The organism is Spirulina sp. LEGE 11439, from assembly GCF_059821285.1.
Window position 1 is genome coordinate 1 of record NZ_JCAMRX010000062.1, and the last position, 15,074, is coordinate 15,074.

The 15,074-nt window shown below is 47.0% G+C and carries 11 protein-coding genes; 10 read left to right on the plus strand and 1 reads right to left on the minus strand.

The window, feature by feature from the left end; all coding sequences use genetic code 11:
• The 7 genes from AC6RV6_RS26105 to AC6RV6_RS26135 all read left to right on the plus strand — a co-directional run.
• Window positions 1–689: phosphate/phosphite/phosphonate ABC transporter substrate-binding protein (locus AC6RV6_RS26105; protein ID WP_500243820.1), on the plus strand; the 689-nt coding region annotated here is incomplete at its 5' end.
• Between the two features lie 87 nt (window positions 690–776).
• Window positions 777–2,822: an ATP-binding protein gene (locus AC6RV6_RS26110; RefSeq protein WP_500243821.1), complete on the plus strand. Its 2,046-nt coding sequence runs from the start codon at window positions 777–779 to the stop codon at window positions 2,820–2,822.
• Window positions 2,823–2,894: 72 nt separating this feature from the next.
• Window positions 2,895–4,028: a hybrid sensor histidine kinase/response regulator gene (locus tag AC6RV6_RS26115; RefSeq protein ID WP_500243822.1), complete on the plus strand. Its 1,134-nt coding sequence runs from the start codon at window positions 2,895–2,897 to the stop codon at window positions 4,026–4,028.
• Between the two features lie 47 nt (window positions 4,029–4,075).
• The gene (locus AC6RV6_RS26120) at window positions 4,076–7,318 is read left to right on the plus strand and encodes a CBS domain-containing protein (RefSeq protein WP_500243823.1); all 3,243 of its coding nucleotides are present in this window, start codon (window positions 4,076–4,078) and stop codon (window positions 7,316–7,318) included.
• Complete coding sequence (locus AC6RV6_RS26125) at window positions 7,311–9,047, plus strand: putative bifunctional diguanylate cyclase/phosphodiesterase (protein WP_500243824.1); 1,737 nt, start codon at window positions 7,311–7,313, stop codon at window positions 9,045–9,047. Before AC6RV6_RS26120 ends, AC6RV6_RS26125 begins: the two co-directional genes overlap by 8 nt.
• 320 nt (window positions 9,048–9,367) lie before the next feature.
• Complete coding sequence (locus AC6RV6_RS26130; protein ID WP_500243825.1) at window positions 9,368–9,769, plus strand: hypothetical protein; 402 nt, start codon at window positions 9,368–9,370, stop codon at window positions 9,767–9,769.
• Window positions 9,770–9,821: 52 nt separating this feature from the next.
• On the plus strand, window positions 9,822–10,181 hold the full coding sequence (locus tag AC6RV6_RS26135) for a hypothetical protein (RefSeq protein ID WP_500243826.1): 360 nt from the start codon (window positions 9,822–9,824) through the stop codon (window positions 10,179–10,181).
• Between the two features lie 32 nt (window positions 10,182–10,213).
• On the opposite strand, the gene AC6RV6_RS26140 is transcribed toward AC6RV6_RS26135, so the two are convergent.
• Window positions 10,214–12,913 (minus strand): CHAT domain-containing protein, encoded by a 2,700-nt coding sequence (locus AC6RV6_RS26140; RefSeq protein WP_500243827.1) that lies wholly within the window; start codon window positions 12,911–12,913, stop codon window positions 10,214–10,216.
• A gap of 123 nt (window positions 12,914–13,036) precedes the next feature.
• Here AC6RV6_RS26140 and AC6RV6_RS26145 point away from each other — a divergent pair, with 123 nt between their 5' ends.
• The 3 genes from AC6RV6_RS26145 (at window position 13,037) to AC6RV6_RS26155 (ending at window position 15,044) form a co-directional block, all read left to right on the plus strand.
• A complete protein-coding gene (locus tag AC6RV6_RS26145) occupies window positions 13,037–13,822 on the plus strand; it encodes a FecR family protein (protein WP_500243828.1) in 786 nt (261 codons plus the stop codon).
• A 122-nt stretch (window positions 13,823–13,944) separates the two neighbouring features.
• Window positions 13,945–14,793, plus strand: coding sequence for a FecR family protein (locus AC6RV6_RS26150; RefSeq protein WP_500243829.1), 849 nt, complete (start codon window positions 13,945–13,947; stop codon window positions 14,791–14,793).
• Between the two features lie 86 nt (window positions 14,794–14,879).
• Window positions 14,880–15,044, plus strand: coding sequence for a hypothetical protein (locus AC6RV6_RS26155; protein WP_500243830.1), 165 nt, complete (start codon window positions 14,880–14,882; stop codon window positions 15,042–15,044).
• Window positions 15,045–15,074 lie beyond the last annotated feature (30 nt).

Consider the following 15,074-nt stretch of genomic DNA (forward strand, 5'->3'; position numbering starts at 1 on the left):
AGAGTCAATTTACCGAGGTCGAGGCAGGGAATTTGGACTTTACTACCAATAATCCCTTAGCCGCCGTGCAGATTCGCCGTCTTTACGATACCGAGTTTTTAGTGACTCATAGTCGTCCCAAGACAGGACCGAAGTTTAGCGGATTGATTGTTGTCCGAGCTGACAGCGAGATTAAAACCCTCGATGATTTGCGAGGGAAACGGGTCGCTTGCGTGAATTTTCAAACGGCGGCGGCGGGTTGTGTCTTTCAAATTTATCACTTGCGTCAAAATGGCATCAAACCTGAAGTGGACTTTGCGAGTTTTGTCGAGAATAAATCCCAAGACAGTATTGTTTTAGCCATCATTAACGACACCATTGACGCGGGTTTTATCCGCACGGGACAACTCGAAAAAATGGTGAATAAGGAATTAATTCCCAACGTCAACACATTGCGCGTTCTCGCTCCCGTCGAGGATGAATTTCTCTATACTCACACAACAGCACTCTACCCAGAATGGCCGATCGCGGCGTTACCGCAAACCGATCGCGAACTGATCGATCGCGTGCAAGAAGTACTGCTGAATATTCCCTCAGATCATCCGAGTTTAAAGCCCGCACGCGTCTCGAGTTTTGTCCCCACGGTCAGCTACGACGCTATCGATCGCCTCGTAGAAACCCTGAAGCTCAAAAGTTGGGATACAGAGTGACATAATTTTAAGTCTCTCTTAAAATTTGCATGAGATTGAGTTTGCGATCGCCAATTTCTCCCCCGCAAAAATTTATCTTCCTCCGCCATGTCTTCTTTGTTGCCTCGATTCAAATCTCTCCGTCAAAGTATTGCCTTTCGCTACCTCAGTATTGCTTGCGGCATCTTAGTGAGTACCCAAGTTGTTTTGGGTTTAATCCAAGCTCGGAATAATTTCAATCGAGGATTGAACGTACTCGAACAAAAAGCAGAGCGGCAAACGCGGTTTTTGAGCGCGGTAACACCCGAAGCCTTGCTGGATATGGATTTTCTGGCACTGGAAGTGCTGATGCGCCAGTCCGGACGCGATCGCGATTTTGTCTACAGTGTCGTTCTCGATCGTCATGGGAATCCCTTAACCCGATTCCTCGATCGCAAACATCCCATTATCGCTCAAACCCTAGAAATACAGGAGATCGATCTCGATCGAGAAAGTTTGGATAACGACGCGATGCTCCAACTTATCGAGGCGATCGATGCCAACTCCTCCATCGTTATCGTCGAAAAACCCATCGTCTCGGGAGAAACATTCTTGGGCAATGTTATCTTAGGCTATTCCTTGGCCAATGTGAGGCAGCAACTCTATAGAAATGCGGGTTGGAGTCTGTTGACAGCGATCGCGGTGAGCGGTGTATTAGCTGCTGTAACGGTGATTCTCTTTAACCGTCAGGTGCGACACCCTCTCGATCGCTTGGTCTCCGTCGCTCAAGACCTCGCCGATGGGAATTTAGAGCAGCGCGTTGAAATGCAAAACGGGAATCGCGATGATGAAGTAGGACGACTCACCAACTCCTTTAACAAAATGGCCGCTCGCCTGCAAGAAACCCTCGAAGGACTGCAAGAGCGCAATCGCACCCTCGCTTTCACCAATGCCGAATTAGCGCGGGCGACTCGACTCAAGGATGAATTCCTCTCCAATATGAGTCACGAATTGCGAACCCCTCTCAATGCCGTTTTAGGACTCTCTCAGGCGTTAATGGAGAAGGTTTACGGACCCTTAACGGAACGCCAAGAAATTTCCCTCGAACGCATTCTCAAAAGCGGACAGCATTTACTCTCTCTCATCAACGACATTTTAGATTTAGCCAAAATTGAATCGGGAAAAGAAGAATTACAAATCGTACCCCTTCCCGTTTCAATTTTGTGCCAAACCTGTTTGGATCTCATTCGCCGTCTCGCCGAAGAAAAACAACTCGAGTTAACCCTACAAGTCGAGGCGATTCCCAATGTCTTTGAGGTAGATGAGCGGCGCATCCGTCAAGTGCTGTTAAATTTACTCAATAATGCCATTAAATTTACCCCCGAAGGAGGCAAAATAACGGTGACGGCTCTGGGCGATCGCGCGGAGCAGGTGCTGCGAATCTCTGTTCGAGATACAGGGATCGGCATCGCCCGCGAAGATATGGATAAGCTCTTTGAATCCTTCGTACAGATCGAAAGTACCTTATCCCGTCGCTATGAAGGAACCGGGTTGGGACTGGCATTAGTGAGGCGATTGGTGGAACTGCATGGCGGCTCCATCGCCGTAGAAAGTGAAGTCGGCAAAGGGAGTTGTTTTACCGTCGTCCTTCCTTGGCGCAATCCCGACAAGCTCGCCCCGGTTCGAGATGGACGCTTAAGCAATGCGATCGAGGTTCTGCCCGAATCGATTTTAGCCACGGCTCCCCCAGTCGAAGCCCCTCATCCTCCGCCAGGAGAATACCTGATTTTAATTGCCGAAGATAATGAAAATAACGTCATGATGTTGGCGGACTATTTGACCTTTAAAGGCTACAAATTAGTTTTTGCCAAAAATGGCTTAGAAGCCGTGAGCTTAGCCAAGGAGAAAAAACCGCAGTTAATTTTAATGGATATTCATATGCCCCGTATGGATGGTTTAGAAGCGACCCGTTGGATTCGCTCCGACCGAGAAACGGCCGATGTTCCCATTATTGCCCTGACCGCCCTCGCCATGCCGGGCGATCGCGAAAAATGTAAAGAAGCCGGCCTTGACGATTACATCACCAAACCCGTCAACCTAGAGCGATTGACCCACGTTATTCACGATGTTTTGGTGTCTGAAAAATCCTCAGAACCCGCCCCTCCTCCCCAATAAATTAGATTTACTGTTTTTTTGTCACTGTTTTTTGTCACTGTTTTTTGTCAACGCTCGATTCTGTAACCACCGATGTCTTACTCCATACTTGTTGTCGATGATGACCCCGCTAACTTCTACGTCATAGAAGCTCTCTTATTTACCGAAGACTATGCCCTCACCGCCCTCGAGAGTGGAATCGAGGCCTTAGACTGGCTTCAGAACCATTTACCCGACTTAATTTTGTTGGATGTCATGATGCCAGATCTCAATGGGATTGAAGTCTGTCGGCAGTTGAAGGAACAAGAGAGAACCCGTCACATTCCTATTTTGATGGTGACGGCTCTCGATGCAAAAGAAGATATGGCCGCCTGTTTGGAAGCGGGAGCCGATGATTTTCTCAGCAAACCCGTTAACGGAATCGAGCTTAAGGCACGAGTGCGATCGCTTTTACGCATCAAGAAGCAACAAGATAAGCTTAAAGACGCGCTCGATATTCAGTCCGCGATCGCGCAACTGCGAGAAGACATGGCCAGCATGATCGTCCACGATTTTCGTAATCCCCTCCATTCCATTTTGATTGGCTGCGAACTCCTCAAACGCACGGATCTGCAACCCCGACAATTGCGTCAGGTGAGCAACATTGACACCGCGCAAAAACGACTCTTAAACATGACTGACGACTTGCTGGTAATGTCAAAGTTTGAGGCCGGTCATCTGCAATTGGACAGCCAATCTCTCGAACTTCGCCCTTTCCTGCAAGAAATTTTAGAGACGTGGGAAATTTTGGCCCAGCGCAAAACCATTCGCCTTGAATTGGATGCCCCCGAGTCGAATCTCACCCTCGTAGCGGATCCCAAGCTCTTGCGTCGTTTAATTGATAATCTCATCTCTAATGCCGTTAAGTTCTCGTTCAACGAAACAACGATTACCGTCCGCATTGAAGCCGATGTCGAAACGAGTGCCAATGTCGCAGGAAAGATCGGAATTCACGTGATCGATCGCGGCATGGGGGTCGAAGAAGAAGTGCGCCAGCAAATTTTTCAAAAATATAATATCGGCACCTCAATTCAGGGAGTTTGTCAACTCGGCTTAGGTTTGGCTTTTTGTAAAATGGTCGCAGAGGCTCACGGAGGAGAGTTATCCGTTCGAGACAATTCCCCTCAAGGTGCCATTTTCACCATCACCTTACCTCTGGCCGTTCCAGTCCATCGGGTTTCTGTCTAAATTCCACCATTCACCCAAGCTGCCGATGAGAACCGAGTAAATTAACTATGGATGCTTCTGTTGCTGCGAACGCAAATATTTATCTACCTCAACTGGAAGAGATTTTAGAGCGAGAGGTGGCGATTTTGCCCCCCGAGATGCCACTTCCCCAAGTCTTGGCACAATTAACTCAGAACGCATCTCGAGCCTGTGCGATCGCAACAGAAGATGCGGAAGCTGCCACCGCCATTCCAGTTCACTGCGCCATCGTGGTCGAAGCGGGTCGTCCTATCGGCATCGTCACCGAACGGGATATCGTCAGACAGATTGCCCGTGCAGATATTCTGGACAACTATCCGTTGCGCGAGGTGATGACCCCCAATCCGATCGCCTTGACCGAGACAGAATTCACCGATGTTTTTGCGGTGATTAAATTGATGCAGCGCCACCGCACTCGTCATTTGCTCGTAGTGGATAAGCGCGGACTCCTGCAAGGACTCATTACCCCGGAATCCTTGCGTTGGGTTTTGCACCCCACCAACTTCTTACGGATGCGATTACTCTCGGAAGTCATGTCTTCGGAAGTGGTCACCGCTCCCCCAACGGCGACGATCTTGCAATTGGCGAGACAAATGACTCAGTATCGGATTAGCTGTATCGTTATTGTCCGAGAAAACTCTGAGGGAACGCTGCCCGTCGGTATTATCACCGAGTGGGATATTCTGCAATATCAAGTTTTAGAATTACCCCTAGAGCGACTCGCAGCATCAGAGGTGATGAGTGCGCCGCTCTTAACTTTAATGCCCAACCAAACCCTCTGGGATGCCCATTGCTTTCTGCAAAATAAACGCATTCGTCGGGTTGTCATCGTTAACGAACGGGGTATTCTGCAAGGAATTGTCACGCAAACCAGCATTTTGCAACCTTTAAGTTCCCTCGATCTCTATCATGTGGTGCAAGTCCTCCAGCAAAAAGTCGATCGCTTGGAAAAGGAGAAACGAAAAATGCTCCAACAGCGTACCACTGAGCTAGAAGTCCAAGTGGCCGAGCGCACTCGAGTCTTACAAACCCAAACGCAACAAATTCAGTTGGCTTCCCAACGAGAGCGCATGATGGCCGAGATCGCTCGCAATATTCGCCAATCTTTGGATTTACCAGAAATTTTGCAGGTCACGGTTGAGAATGTGGGGGCTTTCTTAAAGGTCGATCGCGTTGTTATCTTACAGTTCGACCCCGATTGGCAAGGTCGGATCGTTGCCGAATATGTTGAGGGTCCTTGGCGATCGCTGCAAGACAAAATCGTTTACGATCCCTGTTTTGCCCCAGATTGGGTTGATGCTTACCAACAGGGTCGAGTGCGGATGGTGGATGATGTCGCGACCGCCGAAATGAGCGCTTGCCATCGCGAACTTCTCGCCGAATTGCAAATTAAGGCGAAAATCCTTGTTCCCATTGTCCTGCAAGAGACCGATCCCGATGCTCGGGGCAAAAGTTCCCAGCGCTTATGGGGACTCCTCAGCGCCAATCAATGCGGCTCTGCCCGTCAATGGCAAGTCTTTGAAGGAGAATTGCTCGAAGGGTTAGCCACCCAAGTCGCGATCGCCATTCAGCAATCAGAACTCTACCAACGCGCCCAAGCAGACTTAGCCGAGAGGAAAAGGATAGAAACATCCCTGCGAAGCCTGATTACGGGAACTGCTGATGTGGTGGGGGAAGACTTTTTTCCCGCGTTAGTTCAGCATTTGGCTTCCGCCCTCGAGGTGCGACTGGCGATCGTCACTCGCTGCGAGAACAACCAGATCGAGATTTTAGGCTGTTGGGTCGATGAGGAATTGCGATCGCTGCCTCCCTTGAATCCCGATTGCTGTCCTTGTGGCAAAACTTTAGCCGAAGGGAGTTATTTTTGTGCCGAAGGCCTCGGGGAAAACTACCCTTTTCTTGCGGAATCCCTGCCCTTTATCCCAGAAAGTTATTTGGGTTTAGCTCTATTAAACTCTCGAGAAGAACCGATCGGCACTTTAGCGATCGCAGACGATCGCACTATTCGCGATCGCGAACACCGTCAAGCCCTTTTACGAGTTTTTGCCGCCCGAGCCGCCGCCGAACTCGAGCGGCAATCTGCGACCCAACGGCTGCAAACTCTCAATCAAACCCTCGAATCCCAAGTCATCAAACGCACCAACGCCCTACAGCAATCCCTGAAAACCCTCTCGGATATTAAGTATGCTCTCGATCGCTCGTCTATTATCGCCATTACCAATCCCCAAGGGGTTATCGTTGAGGTGAATGATAAATTCTGCGAGATTTCTGAATACAGCCGAGAGGAACTCCTCGGTAAAACTCACAAGATTGTTAATTCGGGCTACCATTCCCCAGCCTTTTTTGCGCGGATGTGGCACGCCATCCAAGAAGGTCGGGTTTGGCGAGGGGAGATTAAAAATCGCGCCAAAAGCGGTCGCGAGTATTGGGTGAGTACGACCATCGTGCCGTTTTTCAACGAACAAGGCGACCTGTTCCAATATCTGGCAATTCGCACGGATATTACCGAACAAAAAATTGCTGAAGAAGCGATCGCGCAACTCCTCGAACAAGAAAAAGAACTGAGCGAACTCAAGTCCCGTTTTATTACCACCACCTCCCATGAGTTTCGCACCCCTCTCGCCCTTATTTCCTCCTCAACGGGAATTTTGCAGGACTATGGCGATCGCTTGGCCGAGACCAAAAAAGCCAAACACCTGAGCCGAATTCAAGGGGCGGTGGAGCAAATGACGCAACTCCTCGAAGATGTCTTGACCGTCGATCGCGCTGCCGAGGATCGCCTCTTATTCCAGCCTTCCTCCCTCGATTTAATTGACTTTTGTACCACCCTCCAAGAGGAATTTCAACGCAGCTATCCCCAACGACATATTCATTGGCAGGTTAATCCCCCTCATCCCGTTTCTGCCAATATTGAAGCCGACCCCAAACTCCTGCACCAGATATTGAGTAATCTCCTTTCCAACGCCTTAAAATATTCTCCGGACGATCGACCGATAGACTGGGATTTGCAGTATCAAAGCGCAACAGTGGTTTTCCAAGTTCGCGATCGCGGCATTGGTATCCCTCAAGCCGATCGAGAGCGGCTGTTTGAGTCTTTTCACCGTGCCGACAATGTTGGGACGATCCAAGGGACGGGATTGGGTTTAGCAATTGTCAAAAAATGCGTGGATTTACATCGCGGTACCATTAAGGTTGATAGCATAGAAGAGTCGGGTACCACGGTCACTGTCGAACTTCCTTTAACTGTAGGAGAGAATATCGCACATGAGTAGAATTTTGGCTATCGAAGACGATCCCCAAGTACTAGATAATATCCTTGATATTCTCGAGTTAGAGGATCACGACATTCTCACGGCCAATAATGGCCGGATGGGGGTCGAAGTGGCTTTAAAGGAACAACCGGAACTCATTATTTGTGATGTGATGATGCCTCACATGAATGGTTATGAAGTTTTGCAGGCGTTGCGATCGCAAGCAGCCACTAAAACTACGCCTTTTATCTTTTTAACCGCCAAAGCCGATCGCACGGATCGTCGTCAGGGCATGGAACTCGGGGCAGATGACTATCTCACCAAACCTTTTACCCCCCAAGAACTCCTGCAAGCCATTGCAGCCCGGTTATCCAAACAGAAAAACTTGACTCAGCAATATGACGCGCAAATTCAAGACATTACCCAACAACTGCACAAGCGCCTCTATCTCGAACCGATTACGGGTTTGCCCAATCGTCTCACCCTCAGAAAACAGTTTGCGAAAATAGTTGAAGCTTACGATCGAGAACCGAAAAGAACAAGGTTACTAGGTATCATTAACGTGAGAATCGATCGCTTTGAGTCCATTCGTCACGATCTTGGCTATCAACAAACCGATCGCCTTCTCCGGAATTTTGCTCAATGTCTGAGGGAGAGTTTTCCCGAGCAATTTATCGCTCAAATCGACAATCGCGAATATGTTGTTCTTTTCCCACCCGTGACGCACAAACGCGATTTAACCGAGCCGATTCTGGGGTTACAAAATCGCCTCCACGAGCCATTTTTATTAAACGAAAAGAAAATCTTTCTCTCCATCAGTGCTGGGATTGCTCTCTACCCGCGAGATGGTCAAAATATCGCACAATTAATGTATAGTGCGGAAGCTGCGATCGCGCAAGTTGAAGAACAACAGGGCAATGGCTATGAGTTTTACAGCCCCATTAAACACCGGGCTAAAATACCGACATTATCTTTAGAAGCAGAATTACGCGAGGCGATCGCTAAAGAGCAATTTCTGGTTTACTATCAACCTAAAATCAATGTGACAACACAAACGATTGAGGGCTGCGAAGCAGTGGTGCGGTGGCAACATCCCGATAAGGGGATTATCCTGCCCGATCGCTTTTTACCTTTTGCAGAAGATGCGGGGCTGATCGACAGTATTGGGGAATATCTCCTAGAAAGAGCCTGCTGGCAGGTCAAACATTGGCAACAAGAATTTAAGCGTCCTCTAACTATTGCGGTTAATGTTTCCAGTCGCCAGTTTAATCGCGTGGAATTGCGCCAACGGATCTTAAAAATATTGGTTGATAGCGCCTTAGCTGCAGACAATTTAGAATTGGAACTCACGGAAAATTCCTTGGAACAGGATTTTATCATTGTCAAACGCCGATTGGATGCTCTTCGTCATTTGGGAGTCAAAATTGCGATCGATAATTTTGGTACGGGATATTCTTCTCTCAAATATCTCCAGCAGTTTGAGTTTGATACGCTGAAAATCGATCGCTGTTTCATTCAGGAGATCGATCTCAATGCCGGTAATGCTGCGATCGTGCGGGCAACGATTGAAATGTCTCATCATCTCAGTCTTAAGGTGGTGGCAGAGGGAGTTGAAACTAAAGAAGAAGCTGCCTATCTGCAACAAAACTATTGTGACTTGATTCAAGGCTCTTATTTTAGTCCGCCTTTAAACACTACGGCGTTTAGTTCGCTGTTGCAATCGAACTCTCCTTTTAAACGCTTGGATTAAAATAGGGAAATACACTGAGTTAAATTGGATAGTGTGCGATTGAGAATAGTTTTTTTGCCTCATTTAATGTAAAGAATTATTACAAACTGTCTTAAAATCTCCAATCCATTACGAGTATTTTATAGCAGTGAAAAAAATGTTGTATTATGAGGAGAAATTGACCAGAATTTTATCTTAATATTCTCCCTCTCTCTCATTCCTTTGTATCGGAATCAAAAATGTAGGTTATGAATATCGATTACGGAGGATAAAGGAAACGAACGAAGGAGTCAAGATTACGCCAACGTCCTCAAGAAACATCTTTTTTAAGGAGAAGCATAATGTGGGATTACATCGGCAGACGGATTATCGATGAAGCGATCCATGCTGCAGGCTATGCAGCCAAGCATTCTGCCAGACACGCGATGCACAAAGTCGTTAATGAAGCGATGGACGAAACGTCTAGAGCGAATTATACATCTAAAGTCACAGAAGATGCGATCGATATTTTAATTAATGTTCCCGGAATGCAAATGGCACATAGCCGTGATTTTAAACGAGGTTATCCCATTTTTACATTAAGCGATTCAACAGTCGTGCGGGTTTGGCAAAATCCTCAAGGAGTTGAGCATATTTTCCTTGCCGATCGCTATGGCAGAGTTGTTTTTGGTGCTTTTGTAGAACCTGTATATGCAAAAGAGTTAGACATTGCCATCACCAGAATTCGGACTCAATATACTTAAGTTATGTAGCCCAAATACTTTTTGATTTGTTTTATATCCGGAGAAACCGATCGTGAATGAATTTGAATCATTAACCAAAAACACTTTTTATTTTGCTCTGGGAGCCGTAGATTTTGCGGTAGAAAAAACAGGAAAAGCTGTTCAAGAGCTCACTGAACAAACACAAAATTTTGTTGAAGAAATGAGCGATCGCGGTCAGGAACTTGCCGAGCCGAAAGTTCGCTTCCGCAAATGGAATACAACAACACAAGATCGGTTGCGGGAACAATTACTGGTTCTTGTGAATAGAGATGAAGCGCTTGCCGATCGCCTCATCTCTTCAGAAGAATCTCAGCATCCCGGTCATTCAGAAGGGTGGTATCTCGAAAAAGTCATCCACGATCTGGAACGCGATCGCGGTTTTAGAGGGTAATCGTCAATCTAAAGTGGCGCTCGCCATTATTTTTATTTTTCCTCCAGTGTGTTCCATTCCCCTTGTAGCGCAAACGGAGCCCAAAAGAACGGCGCTCGCCATTCCGAACTCTGCCACATTTGCAATTGAGCCGATCGCAAGGCGGCAGAGGGTTCTAATTCTTCCTCTAAAACTCCCCGATAAAAGCGAATCATTAATTCAGCAGTACCGCGATCGTCTACACTCCACAAGCTCACCAATACCCGCGCCGCCCCAGCATACATAAAGCCTCTGGTCAAGCCGATCACGCCTTCGCCGCGAATATTTTCTCCCAGTCCCGTTTGGCAGGCACTCAACACCACCAGATCGGCAGGGAAACGGAGGTTAAAGACTTCAGGAAGGCGCAAAAAACCGTTGAGAGGTCGATCGCGATCGTCTACGAGAGAAAATACCAAACCTGATAGATGCGGATTTTTGCTGTTAAATAATCCGTGGGTAGCAAAGTGAACGATTTTATAATTTTGTAATTGAGGACTGGTGGCAAAGTCTCGCGTTGCTTGAAACCCCAAGGCTTTTTGACTTTCTTCTGGAGGAATGAGAGCGAGAATTTGCTCGACTTCTTCTCGGGTGAAGGGTAAACGATCGAAGAGTAATTCTGCTTCTCGGGCAAACCGCGCTACATCGGGGGGAAGGGAAAGCGATCGCGTCGAACTGGTGATACGAGTATCATTATTGCCAAAAATAGGGTCGGCGATCGCGGCGAGGGTTTTAGGAGGAGTAGGGCGATCTCGAACTTCTCGACGCAAGGCAACTAAAGTAGAGGCAGAGGGAAGATGCACGATTTCATGTTTTTCAATCAGAGGGACATATTGGGAAATATTAGCCTCTTGCTCTGGAACATTGAGTAAAGGATTTGGGGAATTGGATTGGGGTTTGGCAAGAGCAGCGAAGGGAACAAAATGTAAGATACCATCGCTCACAATTAATAGGCGCTTGTTGGGCAATTTCTCGGCTACAGGAGCCAGAATCAGTTCTGAAAGTGCGATCGCCGTGCGTTGCGTTTCCGAAAATCCCGAAATGCGACGCGATCGCAACAAACCGCGCCGAAAGTTTTTCGCGGCGACTTCAATTTGCTCTCGCGGCGGTAAGGCATAACTCTCAATAGTATCAGAATTAACAGCCCAAAGATAACTCACTTTTTCCCCAATAAAATATTCTAAGAGCAAAGTCTCGCGATCGAGAACTTGAGTTTGAATTTCTGCAAGGGTCAAGGTTTGCGGCTGTGTGAGATTGGCATAGCGAGGACTGGTGCGGCGAATGAGGTTTTGTACCGAGCGGTATTCTTTGAGGATGATTTCAACTTCCCGGTTAATATCAATTTGTCGGTTGAGGGGATATTGTCCGCTTGCAATTTTAATGCGACGTTGTTCGAGGGTATCTAGCTGACGTTGAAGTTGGCGCTCTCGTTGCAGCAGTTCTGGATCGCCCCCCGAGCGGATATCTGCGTTTCCTTCTGCCAGTACATCGAGGAGAGAACGCGATCGCGCTCGTTCGCTCACTTCTAAAGCTTTGCCGTCGTAGCCTTTTCGAGGATTTTCTCGATGTAATTGCATCAATAAATCGATATAAAATTCATAATAGTCCTGCTTGCTGGCAAAAAAAGACGTTCGCAGATCGCGATCGCCCACATTTTTTCGCAGACTTTCCACAATCTCAATGGCGGCTTGAATTTGCTCGAGGGATATCTCTGCATTTCCTCGTTCTCTTTGAGCGAGGGCGATGCGATAGCGAGTGAGGGCTTCTTTGGCGCGATCGCCGACAGCAATTCGCAGAGATAAGGCTTGCTCGTAATAAGAGAGAGCGCGATCTTGCTCTCCTTGGTTTGCATAGATAACCCCCAAGTTATTGAGCGTGCTGGCTAACCCAGAGCGATCGCCAATAATTTGCCAAATTTTCAGAGCCTCCTCATAGCGAGGGAGGGCTTTCTTATACTCTCCGGTTTTTGCATAGATAAAAGCGATATTGTTCAAGGTTCCCGCTTTATTGCGCTCGTCTGACAAACCTTCCCATATCTGCAATGCTTTGTCATATTGCTGTAGACTTTCGGAATTTCTCTGTAAATTGCTGTAAGCCAACCCCAAATTGTTAAAGGCTGCCGCTTCTCCTTTTTTATTCCCTGCGTCTCGAGCGATCGCTAACACCTGCTGATAATATTCTAGCGCTTGTTCGCTCTCTCCCAAGCGATCGTAAACGCGCCCGATACTATTAAGATTAGCAGCTTCTCCCGTGCGATAGTTAACTTCTCGCCAGAGGGGAAGAGATTTTTCGTAATAATCAATCGCGGTTTGGTACTCCCCCAAGGTTGCTTGAATTTGTCCGATCGCCATTAAAGTACTGGCTTGAGAATGGCGATCCTCTAGTGCTTGAAAGAGGGGTAAAACTTGGTTATAAATTTCGAGAGCGCGATCCAATTCTCCCAGATTTTTGTGAATTAATCCCAACCAATTGAGGGCGAGAGTTATGCCTTCGCGATCGCCAATTTTTTCCCATTCTCCCAAGGCTTCTTCCCATTTCAGAATTGCCCCGCGCCAAGCGGATCCAGTTTCTTGTCGATAGAGTGTCATCCCTTCATTAAAAAGAGTTGCCGGGTCTTCAGCAGCGAGAACGGGAATAATACTGCCGAAGCTCAGTCCGAGCGTGAGTACCTCGATCGCCATCACTATAACACTGCGAGAAATCCATTTCCCCCTCATCGGTACGCACTCAAAAAATTGTTTTTTAACGATTGAAATCTTATGCTATGGTAACATCGTTTTTTGATTTTTCGGGATAGCGACCCATCCGTCGCCAAATTTATTAACAGGAGGAAATAGATCGTGGCTCGAATTAAGCGAAATTTTGTTGTTTGGAAAGGCTTAGAAAGAATATTTTTGGGGAGTTTTCTCGCGATCGCGATCGCATTTCGTCCAACCATTGTTCTGGCACAGATTGAGAGAGCGACAGTGCGGGAAATTCTCAACGGCGATCGCGTTTTTATCGATGAAACTCCAGCAGAAATTAACGATATCGCTACTTTTCGACAAAAAATCAGTACAAAAGAATCTCTGGTGGACTTGGAGTTTGACAATGGGGCGGCAGGTCGCTTGGCTTCCTATTCTTCGGCGATCGTCGGTCAGTGCGTTGAGGTGCAACAAGGACTGTTGTTAGTCAGCGGCCCGGCAAATGGCTGTACGGTAATGTTTGAAATAGGAGTAGAAGGCACGTTTTATTTATTAGAAGTGAGCGATCGCGGAGAGTCCCAAATTAAGGTATTAAATGGAGCCATTAACCTCCTCTCCTCAGATTCTCCCGACCCGATAATCCTGCGAGAAGGGGAAAAGCTGGCGATCGATCCGGCGGGAATTTTGGGACAAATTTCCCCATTGCCCCAAGAGGAAGTCGAGGAAATTTTGCAAGATGCCTTATTTCAAGACTTTGAGTCGGAACTTCCCGGAATGAAAAAATTACAGAGATCTTTAAAGCGCTTGTATCCGGGGATTGTGTTGCCATCATTACCCGGTTTTAAACTTCTTTCGCCTCCTCCTCCTTCTCCTTCTCCTCTTCCTATTTTATCCTTGCCGGTTTCTCCTCCCTCTTTGCCACCCATTCGAGGGCTTTGGTAAAGCAATACAGCGCTTGTATCCGGTCAAAATATTCGGTTTGTGCTAGGATCGCAGAGTTTATTTTTTCAGAGAATTTCATCGGGTTGCCAGATTCGGAAAAAACGGAGGCAAATATATAGATTATGATTCAACTCAAAATTTACCAAAATCGCAACCTGCGAATCGTTGGAGGACTGTTAGCAAGTTTAGGGATTGCTCTGTCCTCGGGATTGCATTCAACCCCTGCGATCGCGCAAATCAATCAAGCGATCGTACAAGAAATTGTTAATGAAGAAGACACCGAGGAAAATGGTGTTTTTATTGATGAAGATCCTGCCGAATTGGAGGCGATCGCCTTATTAAAACAGAAAATTGCCACCCAAGCATCCAGCACATCACTTTTGTTCAGCAACGGGGCGGCGGGTCGTTTGGGGCCCGAGTCTTCCGTTATTGTCGGTCAGTGCATCGAAGTCCAACAAGGATTACTCTTAGCAAGCGGTCCCGCGAATGGTTGTACCGCAACCTTTGAAATTGGGGTCGAAGGGACTGTTTACGTGATGGAAGTCAATGCAGAAGGAGAGACACAAGTTAAAGTTTTAGAAGGAGAAGTGACGGTCAAACCAACGGAAACAGAATCTGAAACAACAGAAGAAGTTGTAGGCAAGGTGACAGAGAGAACAATATTTAGGAATAAAGCAATAATTGCCCAAGAGATAGAAGAAACAGAAGAAACTTCTACAGCAATTACCATTAAAGCTGGGGAAAAACTGACGATTACTCCCGACGGTGTTTTCGGACAAGTAGCAGAATTATTACAAAGCGATGTCGAAGATATTCTCAATGGAGCATTATTTCAAGGATTTAGTTTACCGCTACCGGGAACGGCAGCTTTACAGAAGTCTTTAGAGAATTTGTATCCCGATCTCGATATTCCTGTCCTACCGGGCTTTAGTCTTCCTGTTCGGCCACCCAGACCGAGATTGCCGTTTTAAGACTTACTGGAGAGCGTTTTATGTAGAATAGTGCGCTCTCAAATTTTAGTGGGCAAAGAATAATATTAATTCGCATGTAAAGTATTGTGTTTCTTTTTCTTTCCGTTCGCAAAAATCCTCCCTTTGTCCTGCAAAATCAAAAAATCGAGTCAGCGAGCGATCGCCAATATCGGGAAAGAATTCGGAAAATTTTGGGAACGGATAATCGGGAATCGGTAATTGAAATCGGCAAACCCAGTCATGCGAGCTAGACTAAATAACGTAGACCTCTTGGCAAACCT